Raw genomic sequence first — 18,946 nt, 5'->3', positions numbered from 1 at the left:
AGGCCGCGGAAAAGACCACTGCAGATGGCTCGGGCAGAAAGGGCGTATCGGAGCAAATCGCGCGAAAGGCCCATCATGCTGACATACTGGTTCAAACTTCTATCCGATGTGGTCGGCCACTCGCTGGCCGCGCCGCGTTTTGACACGCGCATGGTGCCGGTCCGGTCGCATGCCGCCGCGCCGCGCAGCCCCAAAGCGGTCGTCCTGGGACGGCCCCGCCTGACTTCTGAAAGGAACCCTTCATGAAACGTACGCTTCTTCCCCTCCTGACGGTACTCTGCCTGTCATCCCCCGCGCTGGTTGCCGCGCAGTCCCTCGAATGCCCGGAGCCCGCGCCCGTGTTCACCGAGGCCGGTGCCCATGACTTCGATCTGCAGCAGCTTGCGCAAAGGGTCGGGACGGCCGATCTGGACGGCCAATCGCTGGGTACGATCGCAAAGGAGATCCGCAGCGAATATCCAGACGCCAAGGACGCCGATGTCGCGGACATCATGATCACCGCCTTCTGCAACTACCTCAACACCAATGCACCGTCCGATCACCGCAGCGAGGCGAATGTGGCGGCCTTCGAAAACCAGGTTTACGACGCCGTGTTCGGGGGCGCTCCGGCGAAGACCTACAAGCGCCAGGGTTGGCTTTACGGAAACTGAGCCAACCACATGGCCCGCGACATCGGACCCGTCACCCTTGGTGGCGGGTTTTTCTTTTAACGATAGTAACTTGTCGAATCTTTCGCACATGTAAGGTTGCCGAAAATCTGGTGAAGGAGTGCGCCCTTAAATGTTCTTCAACGGCAGCAATCGCTGCGGGAACAGGACAAGCGAAAATGGCCTCAACAGAATTCAATGCGTTGGTCTTGCAAGGGGCAGGGCGTCCGGCGCCGACGGGATGCTCGGCATTTCAACTGGCGCGGTGGGCTAAGGCAACTGAGGGGAAGGCCGCGTCGCGGCGCCAGCCTATGCCATATGGCCGGTCCGCCTCCCTTACGCTGTCCACAGACACTTCGAATTTCCGCTGCGTGGGGGCAATGGCCCTGCACGTCTGCGCTTCTCAAACACCCGAAAACTGAAGGACCCCGATCATGAAATCCTCTGATGTCGTCGCAAACGCCTTTGCCATGCCGCTTACCAGCCCGTCCTATCCAAAGGGGCCTTACAAGTTCGTCAACCGGGAATTCCTGACGATCACCTACCGCACCGATATGGAGGCCCTTCGCCGCGTGGTGCCCGAGCCGCTGGAGATCCCCGAGCCGCTGGTGAAATACGAGTTCATCCGCATGCCCGACTCGACCGGTTTCGGTGACTACACCGAAAGCGGACAGGTGATCCCGGTCACGCTGGACGGCGTCGCGGGCGGCTATGTCCACTCGATGTTCCTCAACGACGACGCGCCCATTGCTGGAGGGCGCGAGATCTGGGGCTTCCCGAAGAAGCTCGCCGATCCGGCGCTGAGGGTCGAGAAAGACACGTTGGTCGGTACGCTGGACGTCGGCTCTGTTCGGGTGGCGACCGGCACGATGGGCTACAAGCACCGCGAGCTGGACCATGACAAGGTGCTCAAGGGCTTCGAAGCGCCGAACTTCATGCTCAAGATCATCCCGCATGTCGATTGCACGCCGCGCATCTGCGAGTTGGTCCGCTATTACACGCTGGACGTGACCCTCAAGGGCGCCTGGGAAGGCCCCGCCGGGCTGGAACTGCACCAGCACGCGCTGGCCCCGGTCTCTGACTTGCCGGTGCTGGAGGTCGTTTCCGCCGTCCACCTGATGACCGACCTGACGCTCGGACTGGGCGAGGTGGTCCACGATTACCTGCAGCCGAAAGGATAACGGATCATGCAAGCTGAACGCCAATCCGACGCTATGCGCCACGCTTCTCGACACAATCTGCCGACACGACTGGTTCATGCCGGGTTGGCTGTGGCCGTCGTGACCCAGCTTGTGGTCAGCCTGGTGATGAAGCCCGCCGAGGACGGACATGCCGGTAACCTCTGGTACGAGATCCACGAATATGGCGGCCTTGCCGCCTTTGCCCTGATCGTGCTGTTCTGGATCGTTCTGACGGCCCGCAAGCGCGGCACGCCGTCGGGCCTGTTGTTCCCTTGGTTCTCGGGCGCACGTCTCTCGGCGCTCTGGTCCGACATCAAGCGCCACGGCGCGGCGCTGCGCCAATTCCGTCTGCCGCCGCATGACGACGCCAGCCCGCTTGCAAGCGCCGTGCATGGCCTGGGCATCCTGCTGATCACCGCGATGGCGGGGTCGGGCACGCTTTATTACTTCGTCGGAGCCGGCAACCCCGATGCTGGCGGCTTGGTGGGCCTTGCCATGTTCGTCCATAAAGCGCTGGCGAACCTCGCCTGGGCCTACCTGATCGGCCACGTCAGCTTGGCCGTCCTCCAACACCTCTCCACCGATTTCAACCTGCGCGAGATGTGGTCTTTCCGCTCCGCGTCTAACAAGGAAGCAAGCAAATGAACCTCAGGGATAAGGTCTGCATCATCACCGGCGCGGCCAGCGGCATCGGCCACGGCATCGCCAAACGCTACGTCGCCGACGGCGCCAAGGTCGTCATCGCCGACCTGAAACTGGACGCCGCGCAGAAGGCGGCGGATGAGTTGACCGCCCAAGGCCCGGGCGAGGCGATGGCCGTCGAAATGGACGTCACCGACGAGGACCAGGTCAACGCCGGTGTCGCCAAGGTCATCGACGCATGGGGCCGGATCGACGTGCTGGTGTCGAACGCGGGCGTGCAGATCGTGCACCCGCTGGAAGACTTCCCGTTCAACGAATGGAAAAAGCTGCTGTCGATCCATCTCGACGGGGCCTTTCTGACCTCCAAGGCGGTGATGCCGCACATGCAGAAGGCCGGATCTGGCACGATCATCTTCATGGGCTCGGTCCATTCCAAGGAGGCCAGCCCTCTTAAATCCGCCTATGTGACTGCGAAACACGGGCTGCTGGGTCTGGCCCGTGTGATCTCGAAGGAGGGTGCCAAGCATGGCATCCGCGCCAACGTGATCTGCCCGGGCTTCGTCAAGACGCCGCTGGTCGAAAAGCAGATCCCGGAACAGGCGCGCGACCTTGGCATCTCGGAAGAGGAGGTCGTGAACAAGATTATGCTGGGCGAAACCGTCGACCAGGAGTTCACCACCATCGAGGATGTGGCCGAGGTGGCCCATGTCTTTGCGGCGTTCCCCACGAACGCCCTCACCGGTCAGTCGCTGGTCGTCAGCCACGGCTGGTACATGAACTGACCCTGCAGGCAAAAGGAAACCGGCAATGGAACACCCGTCCCTTCACGACCGGCTGGAAGCACTCGGTCACAAGATCCACGCCGCCGAAAAGAGGCTGCGTGAGGAAAGTCACCTGTTTCACGACAAGGCGCATCTGACCTCGCAAGAACTGAAGGCCCGCTACGCGCGTCTGCAGGCCCGGCTGAATGGCGAATCCGCCGATGCCGAGGCAAACGGCAACCACGTGACCGACCTCGAACGCTCCGTGCAGCAGTGGCTCGAAAGCATCGACCCCTCGCACGTTGGATCCAACTGACATTCACTCAAGGACTGAAAAGGATAACGTCATGTCCGAACTCATCGTCATCGGGTACGAAACACCTGATAAAGCGGAAGAAGCCCGCGCCGAGCTGATGAAAATGACCCGCGAATACCTGGTCGACGTGGCCGACGCCGTTGTCGCCGTTGCGGACGACAAGGGAAACATCAAGCTCAACCAGATGGTCAACATGTGGACGGCCGGGGCAACCGGCGGGGCCTTCTGGGGACTGCTGGTCGGCATGCTCTTCTTCAACCCGCTTCTTGGGGTGGCCGTGGGGGCAGGGGCCGGGGCACTGTCCGGCGCGCTCACCGATTACGGCATCAACGACGACTTCATGAAAGAGGTGGGCGGTGTCCTGCAACCGGGACAGGCGGCGCTCTTCATGATGGTGCGGACCATGGCTTCGGACAAGGTCATCGAGCGGCTTGGCGAACACGGCGGCCGGGTTCTGCGGACCAACCTCGACACCGATGCGGAAAACCACCTGCGCCGTGCCTTCGATGAGGCGCACAAGGCCGAGGTCGACGCGCAGGCGCCGGAACAGGCATGACAACGGTCGTCTTTCTTCAGCCGCTGCTGGCGCTGATCTCGGGCGTGCTGATCCTCATTTTTCCGAGGCTGCTCAACTACGTCATCGCCGGCTACCTGATCCTTTTCGGACTGGCCGGGCTGTTCCCGCAAATCTTCGGCGCCTGAGCGCGCATACTTCCGGCTGCGGACCCCATGATCGGGGTCCGCCCCCTTTCTGACAGGGCCAACCATGAAACATTTGAAACTGATCATTCTCGCTGTCGCCGTCGTCGCTGCCGGAGGCGGACTGTGGCTCTGGTGGCAGCACGAAACCATCCACCCCTCGACCGACGACGCCTACCTCAAGGCCAATGTGCTGACCATCGCCCCCCAGGTCGGTGGCGCGGTCGAGACCGTCGCGGTCACGGAAAACCAGCATGTGAAGGCCGGTGACCTGCTGTTCCAGATCGACACCAACGATCTGGCCGCTCAGGTCGCTGCGGCGCAGGCCAGTTACGATGCCGCCGTCCAGCAGACCAAGGCGTCGATCACCGATCTGTCCTCGGTCTCGGCCCAGGTCGACAGCGCGCGGGCGGCGCTGACCGATGCGCAGGACAGCTATGACCGGACGGCGTCTCTGTTCAAGAAGGGCGACGTGGCGAAAGCGGCGCTGGATCAGGCCACCACGACGCGCGATCAGGCCAATGCGGCGCTCGACAGCGCGCAATCGGCATTGGCCTCGGCCCGCGAACGCGCCGGGCAAGCCGGTGACGACAACCCGGCGGTGCGCGCGGCCAAGGCGCAGTTGACACTCGCGCAGATCAACCTCGCCCGGGCAAAGGTCACCGCCCCGGTGCCGGGCTGGGTCTCGAACCTCGACCTCCGGCCCGGTGCTCTGGTGTCGCCGGGAATGGCGGTGTTTTCCTTGGTCGAGGACGGCGACTGGTGGATCGACGCGAATTTCAAGGAAACCGATCTGGCGCGCCTGCGCCCCGGCCAGCCGGTGACCGTCGACATCGACATGTACCCGGGTCTGTCGCTTGACGGCACAGTCAAGAGCCTGGGCGCCGGGTCGGGGTCGGTGTTTTCCCTGCTGCCACCGCAGAACGCCAGCGGCAACTGGGTCAAGGTCACTCAACGCTTTCCGGTGCGCATCGCGCTGGACACCCGTCCGGACGATCCGGCGATGCAGCTGCGCGTGGGCGCAAGCACCAGCGTGACCGTCGATACATCCGGTTTGGACAACGCGAAATGAATGCCGCCGCCAATACGCCCGAGGCCCCGCGCGGTGCGGCACCCAAGGCCGTGCGCTGGACAATCGTGCTGGCCGTGGTGCTGACGGCGGTTCTGGAGGTGCTCGACAGCACCATCGTCAACGTGGCGCTGCCGCAGATCCAGGCCGCTTTCGGGATCACCAACGACCAGACTGTGTGGATCCTGACCAGCTATATCGTCGCGTCCGTTGTTGTCATGCCTTTGACAGGGTTCTTTGTCCGCATGGTCGGGCGGCGGCGGCTGATCACTTCGGCCATCGTCGGCTTTGCCGCCTTCTCCGCGCTTTGCGGCCTGTCGTGGAGCGTCGAGGTCATGGTCGCCTGCCGCCTTGGTCAGGGCATCTTTGGCGCCTTCCTGATCCCGCTGTCGCAATCCATCCTGTTCGACAGTTTCCCGAAGGAAAAGCGCGGGCAGGCCATGGCCTTTTTCGGCCTGGGCGTCGTCGTGGCGCCGGTATTGGGCCCGACCATCGGGGCGCTTCTGACCGAGTATTTCTCGTGGCGCGCGGTGTTTTACGTCAACCTGCCCATCGCGGCCTTTGCCCTGACCATGATGACGGGCGAACTCAAGTCCGAGGACACACACCGGATCAAGGTGGACTGGACCGGGCTGGCGCTGATGGTGGGGGCCATCGCGTCGCTGCAACTGATGCTTGACCTGGGCGAGACCCGCGACTGGTTCGCCTCGAAGCTCATTCAGGTCGCCGCGATCACCATGATCGCCTGCGCCACCACCTTTGTCCTGCGTGGCCGCGGCAAGACCAACAACATCATCGACTTCTCGCTCTTCCGCGACCGCAGCTTTGCGGGTGCCAACGTAGCAATCTTGGGGTTCGGCGTGGCGATGTTCGGGTCCATCGCGATCCTGCCGCTGTTTGTGCAGGGCCTGCTGGGCTATCCGGTGCTGGATGCGGGGTTCCTCTTCATCCCGCGCGGGATCGCGGGGGGTATTTCGATGGTGCTGACGGGATCGGTGCTGGTCTCGCGTTTCGACCCGCGCAAGCTGCTGGCGGTCGGGCTGATCATGACGGGAATGGGCAACATCCTGCTGGGGCAGCTCAACCTCAATGCCGGCTTCTGGAACCTCGCGTGGCCGGGTGTCGTCTCGGGCCTTGGCATGGGGCTTTTCTTCGTTCCGATGTCGACGCTGGCTTTCCAGAACATCGGGCCGGACAAGCAGGACGAGGCTTCGGGCATCTACGGCGTGACGCGATCGCTTGGGTCCTCTGTCGGCATCGCGCTTGTGGGCTGGCAGGTCGCAAGCCGGATGCAGTTTCACTACGCGACTCTGTCGGCGGGGATCACGCCCTTCGACGCGGCGGCGCGGGCATGGCTGGCGCCTCTGGGCCTCGATCCGTCCTCCGCCGCAGGGGCGGCCCAGATCGCCGGACAGATCCAGCAGCAGGCGAGCCTTCTGGCGTTTCAGGACGCTTTCTGGCTGACCGGTGTCGCGGCCTTCCTGATGCTGCCCGTGGTGCTAATCCTCCAACGGCCAAAGGCCACGGCCGCCCCAGCCATGGCGCACTGAGGCCGCCCGGCAGCCGATGATCGAGAGCGGGCATTCGTCGCAGGGATTGCCCGCAGAAGAGTGGTGAACGGCATCCTACGCCAGTCTTCAAAATCGGTTCTGCCACGCCGGTCAAGGGTCAGCATGATTGTCCATATCCAAGGAGCGGCCCCAGACCGGAAATCGGCGCCTGTTCAGGGCGGGGGGCTCTCAAGGCCTACAGCCTCGACCCTTGTGCTTAAAGCGTTGTCCCGGGTCGTGGCCGAGACCCCATTATGACCCATCTTTCCGCCGTTGGTCCGACGAAACTCCGAGGCCTTGCCGGACGGCTGGCGCCCGGTCGGCCCGGCCCGGACGGCGCGGTTCGAATACACCAGCGCCAAATCCTGCAAAGAGTGCGATCAAATGACCCCCGTCCGCAACCGGGTCAGGCGCAATCGCATATTTTGCGGCCACAAGTCCGACGATCGCGGCCAGCCATCCCCCTGCGTGCCGCCATGAGGCGACGAACACGCCGATCAATCCGAAACCGCCCAGCGACATGCCGACATCGGTCACACCTGCCAGCGGAGCGAGATGGGGGATCAGTGCGATGGCCGCCAGAAGGATGGCGCCGACCACGAAGTCGAGACCGAAAAACAGTCCGGCGGCCCGCCAACTGCCCCAGCGCCATTCCGCCGCTCCGATCACGCCCGCTGCAAAGACGAGCTGGCGCAGCAGCATCGGCAGATCGTGCGACAGGAAGATGGCGGTGACGAACCGGGTCAGATCGCCGTCCCTGATCGCATCGACCCCGATGCCCCGCGCATCAAGCACGGCGGGGGCGATCTGTCCGGAAACCGTCCCGGAAAGGGCATTTGCCAGCAGCATCGCGCCAAGAAAGGCAAGCGTGAAGGGCACCCGCCGTAACGCATCGGCGACGCTTGGCTGCGATCCGGGATCAAGGCGCAACATGGACGGCGAAGCTTCCGAGCAAGAGGAACAGCGCCATGACAAGCAACAGCAAAAAGGCTTCGGCAGGGCCGTCGTCGTCGGGCAGCCTGTCCTGCGCGTCGATGCGTTTGCGCACATGCCGCATCCGTAGCCAGGCGATGATCACGACCGCGCCCCCGGTGGCAAAGAGCAGATAGCTGGACCACGGCGGCACTGGCCGCGCCCCCAGCCGCGCCGCCGCGAGGCCAAAGCCGACGATGGCCACGGCGGTGCGCACCCAAGCCAGAAACGTTCGTTCGTTGGCGGCATGTGTGTCGAAATTGACGATCATCCGCGGCTCCTATTTCATCAGTCCGCGCAGTCCGCCGGACACCAGCACATTGACCTCGTACAGGATCTGCGGCGCCGCCAGACCGCCTGGGCAGGCGAGGTAATTCGGCGACCAGACCGGGTCGAACTTTTCCTTGTAGGCGCGCAGGCCGCCGAACCGGTAAAAATGCTCGCCATGTTCGTAGATGAACCCGCCGATGCGGTTCCAGAGCGGCGCCAACTCGCGGTTTTCGACACCCGAGAAAGGCGCGGCCCCCAGCGACATCCAGCGATAGCCCTCGGCCGCGCCCCAGAGCATCATCTCCGCAAAGAGCGCGTCCATGGCGAAATGCGGGGCCTCGGGCAGGTAGCGCATCAGGTCCAGAGACAGCTCGCTGCGCTCTGCGCCCTGAAAGAGGTTGGCAAAGGCCACGATCTGTCCGTCCGGGTCGCGCAGCACGGCCACGTCGAAATTACGCATGTAGTCTTCGGTGAAGGCGCCGAGGGAAAAGCCCTTTTCCTCGCCCTGCTTGCGTTCCAGCCAGGCATCCGAGATGTGCCGCAGCTCGGGCAAGATCGCTCCCAGCTCGGCGCGCGGGATCACGGCAAAGACAAAACCGTCGCGCGCCGCCCGGTTGCGGGCCTGCCGCAGGTCCTTGCGCTTCGATCCGTCCAGAGTGAAGCCGCGAAGGTCGACGCGCGCCACCTCTCCGATCTTGAGGATAGACAGCCCCAGGTCGAGGTAGGTCGGCAGGTAGGCCGGAGATACGGAATAGAACGCCACCCGCTTGCCGGCCCGATAGGCACGTTCCCGCAGTGCCCAGATCAGGGCCTGGCCGGCGGTCACGTCGCCGACCGGATCGCCCTTGGCGATCAGTGACTTGCCGGTGTCCGCATAGGCGATGAAGGCGGTCTCGTCCTCCGAGACCAGGAACAGCTTGTCCCCGGTCAGGGCGATATTGGCCTCTGTGTCCTCGCTTTGCGCCACCAGATTGCGCACCACGTCTGGGATTGTGCGCGGCTCGCGGACCGGTGGCCGATGGTTGATGATGGAATTGACGACAACCGCCGCCAGAACGATCGCGACGACCAGGCTGGCCCTCAGGAACCGCGAGGCGTCGCCGTTCCAGCTGAACTGCCACCAAAGCGCATTGCGGTATTCGACGTGGTCGTACGCAAAGAGGCCGATCCAGAAGATTGCCGCGGCCAGAACAAGGATGCTGAGGATCCAGCGCCGGTCGAGCCGGAAAAGCGATATCTCCTCGGCACGGTAGAAGGCGGGGCGCAGCAGTCCCAAGGTCGCCAGCGTCGCCGCCATGGAAAGGGCTTCGACCCAGTCGAGCCCCTTGGCCAGCGACAAGACCAGCCCGATCCCGATGAGCGCCATGGCAAAAAGCCAGGCGCGGTAGAGCTTGCGGTAGAGGCCTGCCGCCACGACGATCAGCAAGGCCCCCACGAGGCTTCCGGCCAGGTGAGACGCTTCGACCACGCCCAGCGGGAACACGTCACGCAGCAGTTCCAGCCGGGTGCCCTCGGCGGGCAGGTTGCCCGAAACGAGCAGGACGATACCCGCGAGCATCGCCAATGCCGCCGCGAGGATCGGCACCACGGGCTTCAGCGCGCGCCAAAGCGTGCTCGACGTGACCTGAAACCGTCCCCGGTTGGCCAGTGCCGCCGCAGTGGCCAGGCCAAAGGCGGCGATGGCGAAGGGAAGCACGGTATAGATCAGGCGATAGAGCACAAGCGACGCAAGCACGTCGGAGCTGCCGGAGGCACCAAGCCCGGCGATGATGGTCGCCTCGAACGCGCCCAGACCGCCGGGGGCGTGACTGAGGATGCCCAGAATGACCGCCGCGATGAACACGGTCGCAAAGAATGGGAGGTTGGGCACGAGGTCCGCAGGCAACAGCACGTAGAGCGTCAGGGCCGCGCCGGAGATATCGAGAATACCCGCCATCGTCAGGCCCGCAGCCTGCGCGGATCGCGGCAGAGCCACGGTGTATGGCCCCGATTTCAGACGCCTCCTGTCGCTGGCCAGCCAGATCAGATAGCCGGCGTATCCCGCAAGCAGGACAGACCCGAGTGCGGTCTCGATCACCGGAGGAATCGGGATGACCGCGCTCAACCCCGCAGGATGCTGTGTCAGCAGTACGCCGAACAGCAGAACCAGACCGGACAGGAAACCGGTCCATGAAACCGCGACCAGGGCGGTGACCTTCACGAGGTCGAGACCGAAGGCCGAATAGGCCCTGTAGCGGACGGCGGTGCCCGTCAGGTACGAAACGCCGAGAAGGCCGGATATCGCGTAGCCCGCCGCACCGGCGACCATCGGCACATGGGCTGGCATGGTTTTCGGAGCGACGGCACGCATGGCGAGGAAATCGTAGATCGCGATCCCGGTGAAGCTGAGTCCGGTGCAGGCAAGCGCCGCAAGAAGCAACCACGCATCCTTCGCCGCAAGGTCGGACCTCACGTCTGCCCAAGTGACATGGCTGGCCAGCTTGTGCAGCACGATCACGGCAATGATGCCGATCACGACGGGAATCGCGAACTTGACGGCGGGGTGTTCGATCACGCGCAGCGCGCGCGAGACGACCTTCGGGGGCTCAGTGACGGTCATTCATAGGTTCCCCGAGACGGTCGATTCGTGTCTGCTGCAACGTGGCAAGCCTTTCCAATGGTTCTGCACTCGGGTGGTCGATCTTCTCACGACGCGGGTGAATGTCCAGTTCGCGTGTCGGCTTCACTCGGCCTTCTTGCCCTTAAGGCTGGCGAGCCATGGTTTTCTGCCTCTGTGGGCGCATCACCGTGGTTGGGCCGGAAGTGCGGTCATGCTGGGACATCGGATCGGGCAGTTTGAGGGTGTAGGGCGCGATGGAACGTCGTGCACATTCATCCGTGCCACCGGCACGTCGCAAAAGCGGTTCAAAACGTTCCGGTTGCTGCCCGGGTTGCGCGGGCATGTCTGGCGGAGGCATGCCCAGCGACCAGTGCCCGGCCGCGTCTTCTTTGGACAGATGTCAGTCGGCGGGTCTGGCCGATCTTGCGAGCATGACAATCGACAATCCGGTCGAGAGGAAATTCAGACCCATCATCAGGCCGAGTGTCCAGCTTGCAGTCCAGGGCCAGCCGAACAGGATCACGACACCGGCCGCGAAGGAACACAACCCGCTGAACACGAGCCAACCCCAGTTCGACAGATGAGCGCTGGCGCGCAGCCCAAAGAGGATAGACAGGATCCCTTCCATCAGAAAAGACAGCATCATGAGCACGGTCAGTACGGCGATACCGGCAAGCGGAAACAGCACGAAGGCGACACCGACGACAAACAGCAGTCCGAAGGCCGCAAAACCGTAGCGCCATTCCGGCGCGGGTCGTATGGCCCACGAAAACCAAAGCCCCACGGCCCCCCACAAGGTCAACATCCACGCCACCAGAAGTTCCGTTCCGAAGGTCGCGACAGAGGGCAGAAGGATGGCGAGCAAGCCGATCAGGGCAAGGATAACGCCGACAAGTCTCAGGTGTTTGAAACCGACCCGTTCGATGTCCGGGCTGACCGACAATTTCAGATGAGTCAGGTAAGTCTGCATTTGCTTCGCTCCAATGGGTCCGGTCTCTTCGGCCGGGCGTGTGAGGAAACTAGGTGTGCGCCATCGCTCAGGGTTCGCGCGAACTTTACTTCCACGCAAACAACTCTGTTTCGCTGGCGTATCCGGTCGGATTCTCATTACATGACGGCAAGGAGATGGACGCCCATGAAGATCATGCTTGCCGAAGACGATACCAAGGTGGCCGACTACATCGTGGCCGGCCTTTCGGAACACGGCCATTCCGTAGATCACGTTGCCGATGGCCGGGACGCGCTCAGCTATCTTCTGTACAACGACTGCGACCTGGCGATCCTCGACCGCATGTTGCCGGGCATGGACGGGCTGTCGGTGCTCAAGGCGCTCCGGGCCTCGAAGAAATCCCTGCCGGTCCTGTTCCTGACCGCGATGGGACAGGTCGACGACCGTGTCGAAGGGCTGGCCGCGGGCAGCGACGACTACCTCACGAAACCCTTCCACTTCTCCGAACTTGTCGCCCGCATAGACGCCATCGTCCGCCGCAAGACGGAGACCCGCGCGGAACCCGTCCTGACCGTGCACGACCTGACGCTCGACCTGCTGGCGCGTACCGCCACACGCCAGGGCACCGTGATGGAGTTGCACAGCAAGGAGTTCGCCATCCTCGAAATCCTGATGCGGAACTCCGGCCGGGTTGTGACCCGCACACTGCTGTTGGAGCGGGTCTGGAATTTCAACTTCGACCCCAATACCACCGTGGTCGAAACCCACATGAGCCGCCTGCGTGCCAAGGTCGACAAACCCTTCGAAACGCCCCTGATTCACACGATCCGCAACACCGGGTATTCGATGCATGGACCGCGGTGACGTTCTTTCGGGCGCCGCGTTTTCGGCTGTCCTGCGCTCTGCCTTCGCCTTTGTCATCGTGCTGGTTCTTTTCGGCTGGCTGGCTCTGGTCTACATCGACCGAAGCCTGATCGCCGAGTTGGGCGACGATGTGCAGCAGCGCTGGAACATCATCGCCACCGATCACGCGAACGAAGGCCAGGACCACGTTGTCACCACGGTCAACAAGGTCTCGCGCGTGCAGTCCAACGGCCATCATGCGGTTGCGCTTTTCGATACAAACGACAGCCTTGTCGCCGGGAACATTCTGAGCCGTCCGGAAGGACGGGGACTCCAGGTCGGTGCACTGGACCATGTCGACGGTTCGCCGGACGATCTTACCCACGACTACGTCTATTATTCGGATTCGCTGGACGGAACCCTCCTGGTTGTCGGTCAGCGTCTGGACCTGCTCTATCGCACTAAGATCCTCGTCTTTCGCGCCCTGACGTTGAGCGGGTTCCTGATCGTCCTGACCATGCTGTCCGTCGGCTACCTTCTGAGCGGCAAGAGCCTGCGGCGCTTGCGAGAGATCGAGACCGCGCTGTCGAAGACCAGCGAGGGGGACATGGCCGTCCGTATCCCCGAGAACGGGGGCACAACGCAGATCGACCGGATCGCGCGGCAGTTGAACCAGCATCTGGACCGGTTGTCCCGTATGGTGGCAACGACCCGCAACACCGCCGCCGCAACCGCCCACGACCTGAAATCGCCCCTCGGCCGCGCCTATCTTTCGCTGGGCAAGGCCATGGAGAGGGTGGAGCACGACGAGGATCCGTCAGCGGAACTGGCCGACACGCAGGACGAGCTTGAGAACATGCGGGTCATCTTCGACTCCTACCTGCAGTTGTCCCGCATCGAAGCGGCGGGGCAAGAGCATCTTGGCAAAAGGATCGATCTGGTGGCATTGGCTGGGGAACTGGCCGACACCTTCGCCCTGATCGCGGAGGACGAGGGCCAGAGCCTGCTCTTCGACGTGGACGCCGGGAAGGACTACGGGGTCAACGGCGACGGCCAGATGCTTCAGCAGATGGTGGTGAACCTGCTGCAGAACGCCGTCACCCATGGCGCCGAGGGCAACGTCATCACGGTCAGGCTGGCCCGTGCGGAAGGCTGCGTAAGGTTCACCGTTGCCGACAAGGGCCCCGGGATTCCCGCCGAGTCCAAAGAGCGCGTGTTCGAACCGTTCCACCGGCTCGACCCCAGCCGCTCGAAGCCGGGAAGCGGTTTGGGGCTGGCGCTTGTGCGGGCCATCGCCGAGAAGCACAACGGCACCATAGCTCTCAGGGATAACCACCCGGGCCTGATCGTCGAGGTGACCTTGCCTGCCACCGCCATTTGAATGGCGCCCGGTCGAACGGCGGTGTGCCGCTGCCACTTAGCGTCGGACCCTGCGCCGCCCGTGACCCGTCGACGCGTGACGCGCCAACGGATGAGACGCACCGTCATGAGCCATGCCGTTGCGCACGGAGGAATGAAGCGCCGTTTCGGATCACGCGTATACGAACCCAAGTGACAGGGAGTTTCCCGGCAAAGGCACGCTCGTAGCACATCCAAAGGTAGCTGAGGATATCTTGCCCCACACGTACAAACTGTCGGAGATAAAGAGGCATTCGTCTGATCCTCCAGATTGTCGATCCGCAGGCTTTGGGAAGTTGAAGCATTGAAGGGGGCTCTGCCCCCGCTCCTTCGGAGCCCCCCGAGGTATTTGTCACCAAGATGAAGGATGAACGCGGCACGTGAGTGTCTTCGCCTTAGCAAAAATACCTGTTCTTCGCAGTACGAAGGACTGCCTGAAGTAGAGCCGCTTCAGCGGATCGGAACTTCGGGGGCGGGGCATTTCCAGGATGCGGAGCACAATCGAGCCGAGAATCGTAGCGGTGAAACAAATGCCGCCAAGTGGTCTCTACCCGCCTGGCGCGGAGACCCTTGGCGCGGATGCCGTAACGCGCAATCAGGTAGCCGTCGGCCATGATGAATAGACGTCCGTCCGCAATGGTGCACGCGAACGCGCCCTGTACGTCGAAGGCAAGCAGAACGCCGGATCGGAAAATCAAATTGCAAGCGCAGGGGGCCGACGGTCTTCTGTACAGGGGCGACAGGGATGAATGCCGCAAATAAGAGGGCGCGAAAGAGTGTGGGTCTGCCATGACGTCAGCCTTGATATCACCGATATGTCGGACTTGTCGAAGATCGGCAGGAGGCCCGCGCGCGATAAAGTGCCAGCCAAGCGAGCGGCTAAAGGACGGTGCAAGCGAGGTTCACGTGACGCTTCGGATCGTAGGGCGGGGCTTCGCGCCGCCTGCCCTTGGTCAGGAAACCCACCACCAGACGATCAGCAGGCCGGACAGCATCACGAGGTGCAGCAGGTCGATGATCCGCCAGCGCGCTCGGGGCGTGACGGAGCAGATCAGGAAGATCGCGGATGGAACGAGCAGAGGCCCCAAACCGCCGCCGCCAGCCATCAATTGCGCCGCGGTCACGTAGAGCGGTCCTTCGTTCAGGCCGAGGGCAGGGGCGAAGGTCGTGGCAATTCCGCCGAGGCAGAGCACCAACGTCATCAGGGCGGGCCAGCGGGCGAGGCCACGCCCGGCGGTCACGCGGATCAGGGCCAGGAGGGCAAGAACCTCGAGATAGACGAACTTCTTGAAGAACAGGAACCCGAGCAGAACCGGGTCGGGCTGAAGAAGGTTGTTCATCTGTTCTCCGGGGCTGCGGTGGCGGTCGGCCCGCATTGACATCATGGATGGGGAAAAATCAATTCGCGCGGTCGTTTCAGCCGGGTCCCGGCGGTTTTAGCGCACGGATGCTATGGGTCCCGTCGCGCGGCCGTGGATGAACTGGTCGACGTGGGCGTCGCCGGAGCGGTCAAGCTCGTTCACCGGTCCGGTCCAGCGGATGGTGCCGCCGTGCAGCATCGCGACGTTGTCCGCGATGGCCCGGACAGAAGTCATATCGTGGGTGATGGTCATGGCGGTGGCGCCCATCTCGGTCACGATCTCGCGGACAAGGTCGTTGATGACCCCGGCCATGATCGGATCGAGCCCGGTGGTCGGTTCGTCGAAGAAGATGATCTCGGGCTCGGCGGCGATGGCGCGGGCGAGGCCCACCCGTTTTTGCATGCCGCCAGACAACTCTGCCGGGTAGCGGTCGGCCACGTCGGTCGTCAGACCGACGCGCCGCAGTTTTTCTATCGCGATTTCGCGGGCCTCTGCCTTCGGGCGGGCGAGGCTGCCGCGCAGCAGGCGGAAGGCGACGTTCTGCCAGACCGTCAGTGAGTCGAACAGGGCGCCGCCCTGGAAGAGCATGCCGAAGCGGGCAAGAAAGGCGTCCTTGTCCTGCGTCGTGACGTCCTGACCGTCGAGCGTGATCGTGCCTGCGTCAGGTGTCACGAGGCCGAGGATACATTTCAGCAGCACCGACTTTCCGGTGCCTGAACCGCCGATGATCACCATGGAGGTGCCCTGCGCGATCTCGAGGTCGACGCCCTGCAGGACGCGGTTCTGGCCGAAGGCCTTGGTGACGCCATGCAGGGCGATCATCGCATTCCCTCCTGCGTCGCGAAATCGGCCCGCGTTGGACCGAGTATTTGCAAAGCGGAGAAACGCAGGGATGTGCCCGGTATGTCCGGGCGGGGCGCTTGGGGGGATGGGTGCAAGCCGGTCATAGCGAGAAGAAGGCCCCGGTCAGCAGGAAGTTGGCGGCGAGGATCAGGACAGCTGCGGCCTCGACGCTGCCCTTGGTCGCGCGGCCCACACCCTGCGCGCCGCGCCCTGACATCATGCCGAAGTAGCACCCCATCAGCGCGGCAATGCCGCCGAAGGCGCAGCCTTTCACGAGGCTGGAGATCACGTCGAGCGGTTCGAGGAAATCGACGGTGTTCTTCAGGTAGGCGGCAGGGTTGAACCCCAGCGAGCCGGTGGCCACCGCGTAGCCACCGAAGACTCCGATCACGTCGCCGATTCCGACGAGCGCGGGCACCACAAGCAGCGCGGCCAGCAGGCGCGGCGCGACGAGGTACTTCATCGGGTTGGTGGACAGCGTGGTGAGCGCATCGATCTGTTCGGTTACCTTCATGGTGGCGATCTCGGCGGCTATGGATGACGTCACGCGGGCGGCGATCATCAGGCCGACCAGCACGGGTCCCAGCTCGCGCACCATGCCGATGGCCACGATCTGCGGCACCACCGCTTCGGCGTTGAACCGGGCGCCACCGGAGTAGATCTGCAGGGCCAGTGCGGCGCCGGTGAAGAAGGCGGTCAGGCCCACCACCGGCAGAGACAGCCAGCCCACGTTCATCATCGCGGCACCGAATTCGCCCGCGTAGAAGGGCGGGCGGAGGGTGTGGCTGAGCGCTGTGAGGCCGAAGCGCGTGACCCGACCGATGGCGGCGAGCCAATGGAGCAGGGCGCGGCCCAGCCAGCCGAAGGGCGCGAGAAGCGTCATGCGCCCGTGTAGCTGCGGTCGTAACGCGCACCGAGGGAGGTGAGCACCTCGTAGCCGATCGTTCCCGCCCAGTCCGCGAGGGTGTCCACACCCTGATGCAGGCCGATGAGCTCGACATGGTCCGGCAACTCGGGCAGGCCGGTCACGTCGACGGCGATCAGGTCCATGGAGATGCGGCCGAGGATCTTGCAGCGGGTCTCTCCGGCCCAGACGTAGGCGGCGGATCCCATGGCGCGGTGGATGCCGTCGGCATATCCGCCGGCGATTGTCGCCACGCGCGACGGAGCAGAGGCGGTCCAGGTGTTGCCGTAGCCCACGGTTTCACCGGGCAGCACGTCGCGTGTCTGGATCACCGGGATGTCGAGGCTGACGACCGGTTGCGCGTCCACGAAGGGCAGGCCGCCGTAGAGGCCGACACCGGGGCGCGTCATGTCGAAATGATATTCCGGCCCCAGCAGGGTGCCGCCCGTCGCACCAAGGGAGCGCGGCGCGTCGATGCCATCCGTCATGTCGCGGAAGGCCGCCAGTTGCCGGGCGTTCATCGCGTGATCGGGTTCGTCCGCGCAGGCGAGGTGGCTCATCACCAGCCGGGGGTTCTGGGCGAGGGCGATGTCGCGCAGAGCGGACCACTCTGCCGGTTCCATGCCCAGCCGGTTCATGCCGCTGTCGAGCTGTATGCCGAAGGGATGGCCGGGCAGACCCTCCACGTGCATCAACATCTGGTCGATGGAGTTGATCATCGGCACGAGGTCTGCATCGCGTATCGCATCACGGTCGCCGGGCATATGGCCCGAGAACACGCAGATTTCGGGGCCGGGACCGAGGATGCGGCGCAGACGCAAGCCCTCCTCGGCGATGGCGACGAAAAAGGTCCGTGCACCGGCGGCAGCCAGAACTGGTGCGCATTTCTCGGCGCCGAGGCCATAGGCGTCCGCCTTGACGACGGCGCCCGTCTCGCCCTCCGACAGGGCGGCGAGGGCAGTCCAGTTGGCGCGGAGCGCGCCCAGGTCGATTGTCAGTCTCGCCATGGCCATGTTGCCTGTCTTTGGCAGGTTGGATGTTGGGGTCAAGGGGGAAATGCGGCTTCATGCCTGCGGCGGGCAAGGATATGCTTGCACGAAAAGGGGGCAAGGCAGGGCGCATGAAGGACACGCTGCGGCTGGAGGCCGAACTTTTCAGGCTGGCGCTGGGAGAGGTGACACGGATCGTGCCGCCGGCGCGCGACGACGTGTCCGAGGATCTTCTGGTGCGCTCGGTCAAGTATCAGCCGGTGATCGGCGCCTTGGTCGGGTGCCTGGGGGCTGCGGTTCTGTGGCTGGCGGGCTTGGTTCTTCCGGCGGCAGCGGCCGTGCTGGTTGCGATTGTCGCGATCATGCTGGTCAGCGGTGTGCGCGACGAGCTGGGACTTTCCGTCGCGGTCGATGCCCTGGCCCGAGAGACGGGCCGCGAAGCGGTGCTGGCGCGCATGGCGCGGGGCGCGGGGCCACGCGGCGGACTTGCGGTTGGCCTGACGCTGGCTCTCAAGGTTGTGCTGCTTGTGTCCTTCCCACCGGGCGTGGCGGCGGTGGCTCTGATCGCGGGGATGGGGCTGGGCCGCATGGCTGCGGTCCACACGGCGGCAAGCACCGTCTCTGCGCGCAAACGGGGCATGGAGGTTCTGTTGCCCGGCGTGACGCCCGACGGCTACCGCGTCGCGCTGGCAGGCACAATCCTGGCCGTGCTGGCGTTGGAGTTCGTGGCGGGTGCCTGGGCCGGTGTCGCCGCCGGTATCGGTGCCATCGCTTTGGGCCAGGCATTCCGAATCTTCGCCCTCAGGCGATTGGGGGGATACACGGCGGAAATCCTCGGCGGTGCGGCGCTGCTGGGGGAGCTTGGCACCTACCTGGGCCTGGCGGTCGTGCTCTGACCCCGCGGCATGATGACCGAGGTGGCAGGCCGGCGGACTGACGGCGCGCGCGGGCCT

At 64.1% G+C, this 18,946-nt stretch carries 20 protein-coding genes; 12 read left to right on the top strand and 8 right to left on the bottom strand.

Annotated elements, in window-relative coordinates:
• Positions 1-242 precede the first annotated feature (242 nt).
• The 9 genes from ABFK29_RS13865 to ABFK29_RS13825 all read left to right on the top strand — a co-directional run bounded on the left by ABFK29_RS13865 (position 243) and on the right by ABFK29_RS13825 (position 6,865).
• The gene (locus tag ABFK29_RS13865; RefSeq protein WP_005855847.1) at positions 243-650 is read left to right on the top strand and encodes a hypothetical protein; all 408 of its coding nucleotides are present in this window, start codon (positions 243-245) and stop codon (positions 648-650) included.
• Between the two features lie 431 nt (positions 651-1,081).
• Positions 1,082-1,828: an acetoacetate decarboxylase gene (locus ABFK29_RS13860; RefSeq protein ID WP_005855846.1), complete on the top strand. Its 747-nt coding sequence runs from the start codon at positions 1,082-1,084 to the stop codon at positions 1,826-1,828.
• Between the two features lie 6 nt (positions 1,829-1,834).
• Positions 1,835-2,473, top strand: coding sequence for a cytochrome b/b6 domain-containing protein (locus ABFK29_RS13855; RefSeq protein WP_232281509.1), 639 nt, complete (start codon positions 1,835-1,837; stop codon positions 2,471-2,473).
• Positions 2,470-3,252 (top strand): 3-hydroxybutyrate dehydrogenase, encoded by a 783-nt coding sequence (locus ABFK29_RS13850; RefSeq protein ID WP_005855844.1) that lies wholly within the window; start codon positions 2,470-2,472, stop codon positions 3,250-3,252. Before ABFK29_RS13855 ends, ABFK29_RS13850 begins: the two co-directional genes overlap by 4 nt.
• Positions 3,253-3,277: 25 nt before the next feature.
• Positions 3,278-3,547 carry a hypothetical protein gene (locus tag ABFK29_RS13845; RefSeq protein WP_005855843.1) on the top strand — a complete coding sequence of 90 codons (270 nt, stop codon included), beginning with the start codon at positions 3,278-3,280 and terminating at the stop codon, positions 3,545-3,547.
• Positions 3,548-3,578: 31 nt separating this feature from the next.
• The gene (locus ABFK29_RS13840; RefSeq protein WP_005855841.1) at positions 3,579-4,103 is read left to right on the top strand and encodes a DUF1269 domain-containing protein; all 525 of its coding nucleotides are present in this window, start codon (positions 3,579-3,581) and stop codon (positions 4,101-4,103) included.
• Positions 4,100-4,249, top strand: a complete 150-nt coding sequence (locus ABFK29_RS13835; RefSeq protein ID WP_005855839.1) for a DUF3096 domain-containing protein — start codon at positions 4,100-4,102, stop codon at positions 4,247-4,249. Before ABFK29_RS13840 ends, ABFK29_RS13835 begins: the two co-directional genes overlap by 4 nt.
• A gap of 64 nt (positions 4,250-4,313) precedes the next feature.
• Positions 4,314-5,318, top strand: a complete 1,005-nt coding sequence (locus tag ABFK29_RS13830) for an HlyD family secretion protein (RefSeq protein WP_005855837.1) — start codon at positions 4,314-4,316, stop codon at positions 5,316-5,318.
• Positions 5,315-6,865, top strand: coding sequence for a DHA2 family efflux MFS transporter permease subunit (locus ABFK29_RS13825; RefSeq protein WP_005855835.1), 1,551 nt, complete (start codon positions 5,315-5,317; stop codon positions 6,863-6,865). The genes ABFK29_RS13830 and ABFK29_RS13825 overlap by 4 nt, the downstream gene beginning before the upstream one ends.
• A 252-nt stretch (positions 6,866-7,117) precedes the next feature.
• Here ABFK29_RS13825 and ABFK29_RS13820 read toward each other — a convergent pair whose 3' ends face one another.
• From ABFK29_RS13820 to ABFK29_RS13805, 4 genes are all read right to left on the bottom strand, one after another.
• Entirely contained in the window at positions 7,118-7,798 is a 681-nt protein-coding gene (locus ABFK29_RS13820; protein WP_198135688.1) for a hypothetical protein, read from the bottom strand.
• Positions 7,785-8,108 (bottom strand): YidH family protein, encoded by a 324-nt coding sequence (locus tag ABFK29_RS13815; RefSeq protein ID WP_005855831.1) that lies wholly within the window; start codon positions 8,106-8,108, stop codon positions 7,785-7,787. Before ABFK29_RS13815 ends, ABFK29_RS13820 begins: the two co-directional genes overlap by 14 nt.
• Before the next feature lie 9 nt (positions 8,109-8,117).
• Complete coding sequence (mprF, locus tag ABFK29_RS13810) at positions 8,118-10,706, bottom strand: bifunctional lysylphosphatidylglycerol flippase/synthetase MprF (RefSeq protein ID WP_005855830.1); 2,589 nt, start codon at positions 10,704-10,706, stop codon at positions 8,118-8,120.
• 400 nt (positions 10,707-11,106) lie between these two features.
• The gene (locus ABFK29_RS13805) at positions 11,107-11,676 is read right to left on the bottom strand and encodes an HdeD family acid-resistance protein (protein WP_005855827.1); all 570 of its coding nucleotides are present in this window, start codon (positions 11,674-11,676) and stop codon (positions 11,107-11,109) included.
• Between the two features lie 165 nt (positions 11,677-11,841).
• Between ABFK29_RS13805 and ABFK29_RS13800 the strand changes: the two genes are divergently transcribed.
• Both ABFK29_RS13800 and ABFK29_RS13795 read left to right on the top strand, forming a co-directional pair.
• A complete protein-coding gene (locus ABFK29_RS13800) occupies positions 11,842-12,519 on the top strand; it encodes a response regulator transcription factor (RefSeq protein WP_005855826.1) in 678 nt (225 codons plus the stop codon).
• A complete protein-coding gene (locus ABFK29_RS13795) occupies positions 12,506-13,879 on the top strand; it encodes a HAMP domain-containing sensor histidine kinase (RefSeq protein ID WP_005855825.1) in 1,374 nt (457 codons plus the stop codon). The genes ABFK29_RS13800 and ABFK29_RS13795 overlap by 14 nt, the downstream gene beginning before the upstream one ends.
• Before the next feature lie 970 nt (positions 13,880-14,849).
• Here ABFK29_RS13795 and ABFK29_RS13790 read toward each other — a convergent pair.
• The 4 genes from ABFK29_RS13790 to alr all read right to left on the bottom strand — a co-directional run bounded on the left by ABFK29_RS13790 (position 14,850) and on the right by alr (position 18,017).
• Positions 14,850-15,236 carry a hypothetical protein gene (locus ABFK29_RS13790; RefSeq protein ID WP_040604207.1) on the bottom strand — a complete coding sequence of 129 codons (387 nt, stop codon included), beginning with the start codon at positions 15,234-15,236 and terminating at the stop codon, positions 14,850-14,852.
• A 96-nt stretch (positions 15,237-15,332) separates the two neighbouring features.
• Complete coding sequence (locus ABFK29_RS13785) at positions 15,333-16,079, bottom strand: ABC transporter ATP-binding protein (RefSeq protein WP_005855823.1); 747 nt, start codon at positions 16,077-16,079, stop codon at positions 15,333-15,335.
• Between the two features lie 121 nt (positions 16,080-16,200).
• Positions 16,201-16,983: an MlaE family ABC transporter permease gene (locus ABFK29_RS13780; RefSeq protein ID WP_005855822.1), complete on the bottom strand. Its 783-nt coding sequence runs from the start codon at positions 16,981-16,983 to the stop codon at positions 16,201-16,203.
• The gene (gene alr, locus ABFK29_RS13775; protein ID WP_005855816.1) at positions 16,980-18,017 is read right to left on the bottom strand and encodes an alanine racemase; all 1,038 of its coding nucleotides are present in this window, start codon (positions 18,015-18,017) and stop codon (positions 16,980-16,982) included. The genes ABFK29_RS13780 and alr overlap by 4 nt, the downstream gene beginning before the upstream one ends.
• Positions 18,018-18,124: 107 nt before the next feature.
• Here alr and ABFK29_RS13770 point away from each other — a divergent pair, with 107 nt between their 5' ends.
• On the top strand, positions 18,125-18,889 hold the full coding sequence (locus ABFK29_RS13770; protein ID WP_157136395.1) for an adenosylcobinamide-GDP ribazoletransferase: 765 nt from the start codon (positions 18,125-18,127) through the stop codon (positions 18,887-18,889).
• Positions 18,890-18,946 lie beyond the last annotated feature (57 nt).

Origin of the sequence: Sagittula stellata E-37, from assembly GCF_039724765.1 — a bacterium.
GTDB lineage: Bacteria > Pseudomonadota > Alphaproteobacteria > Rhodobacterales > Rhodobacteraceae > Sagittula > Sagittula stellata.
This window is presented reverse-complemented; position numbering and strand designations above follow the sequence as displayed.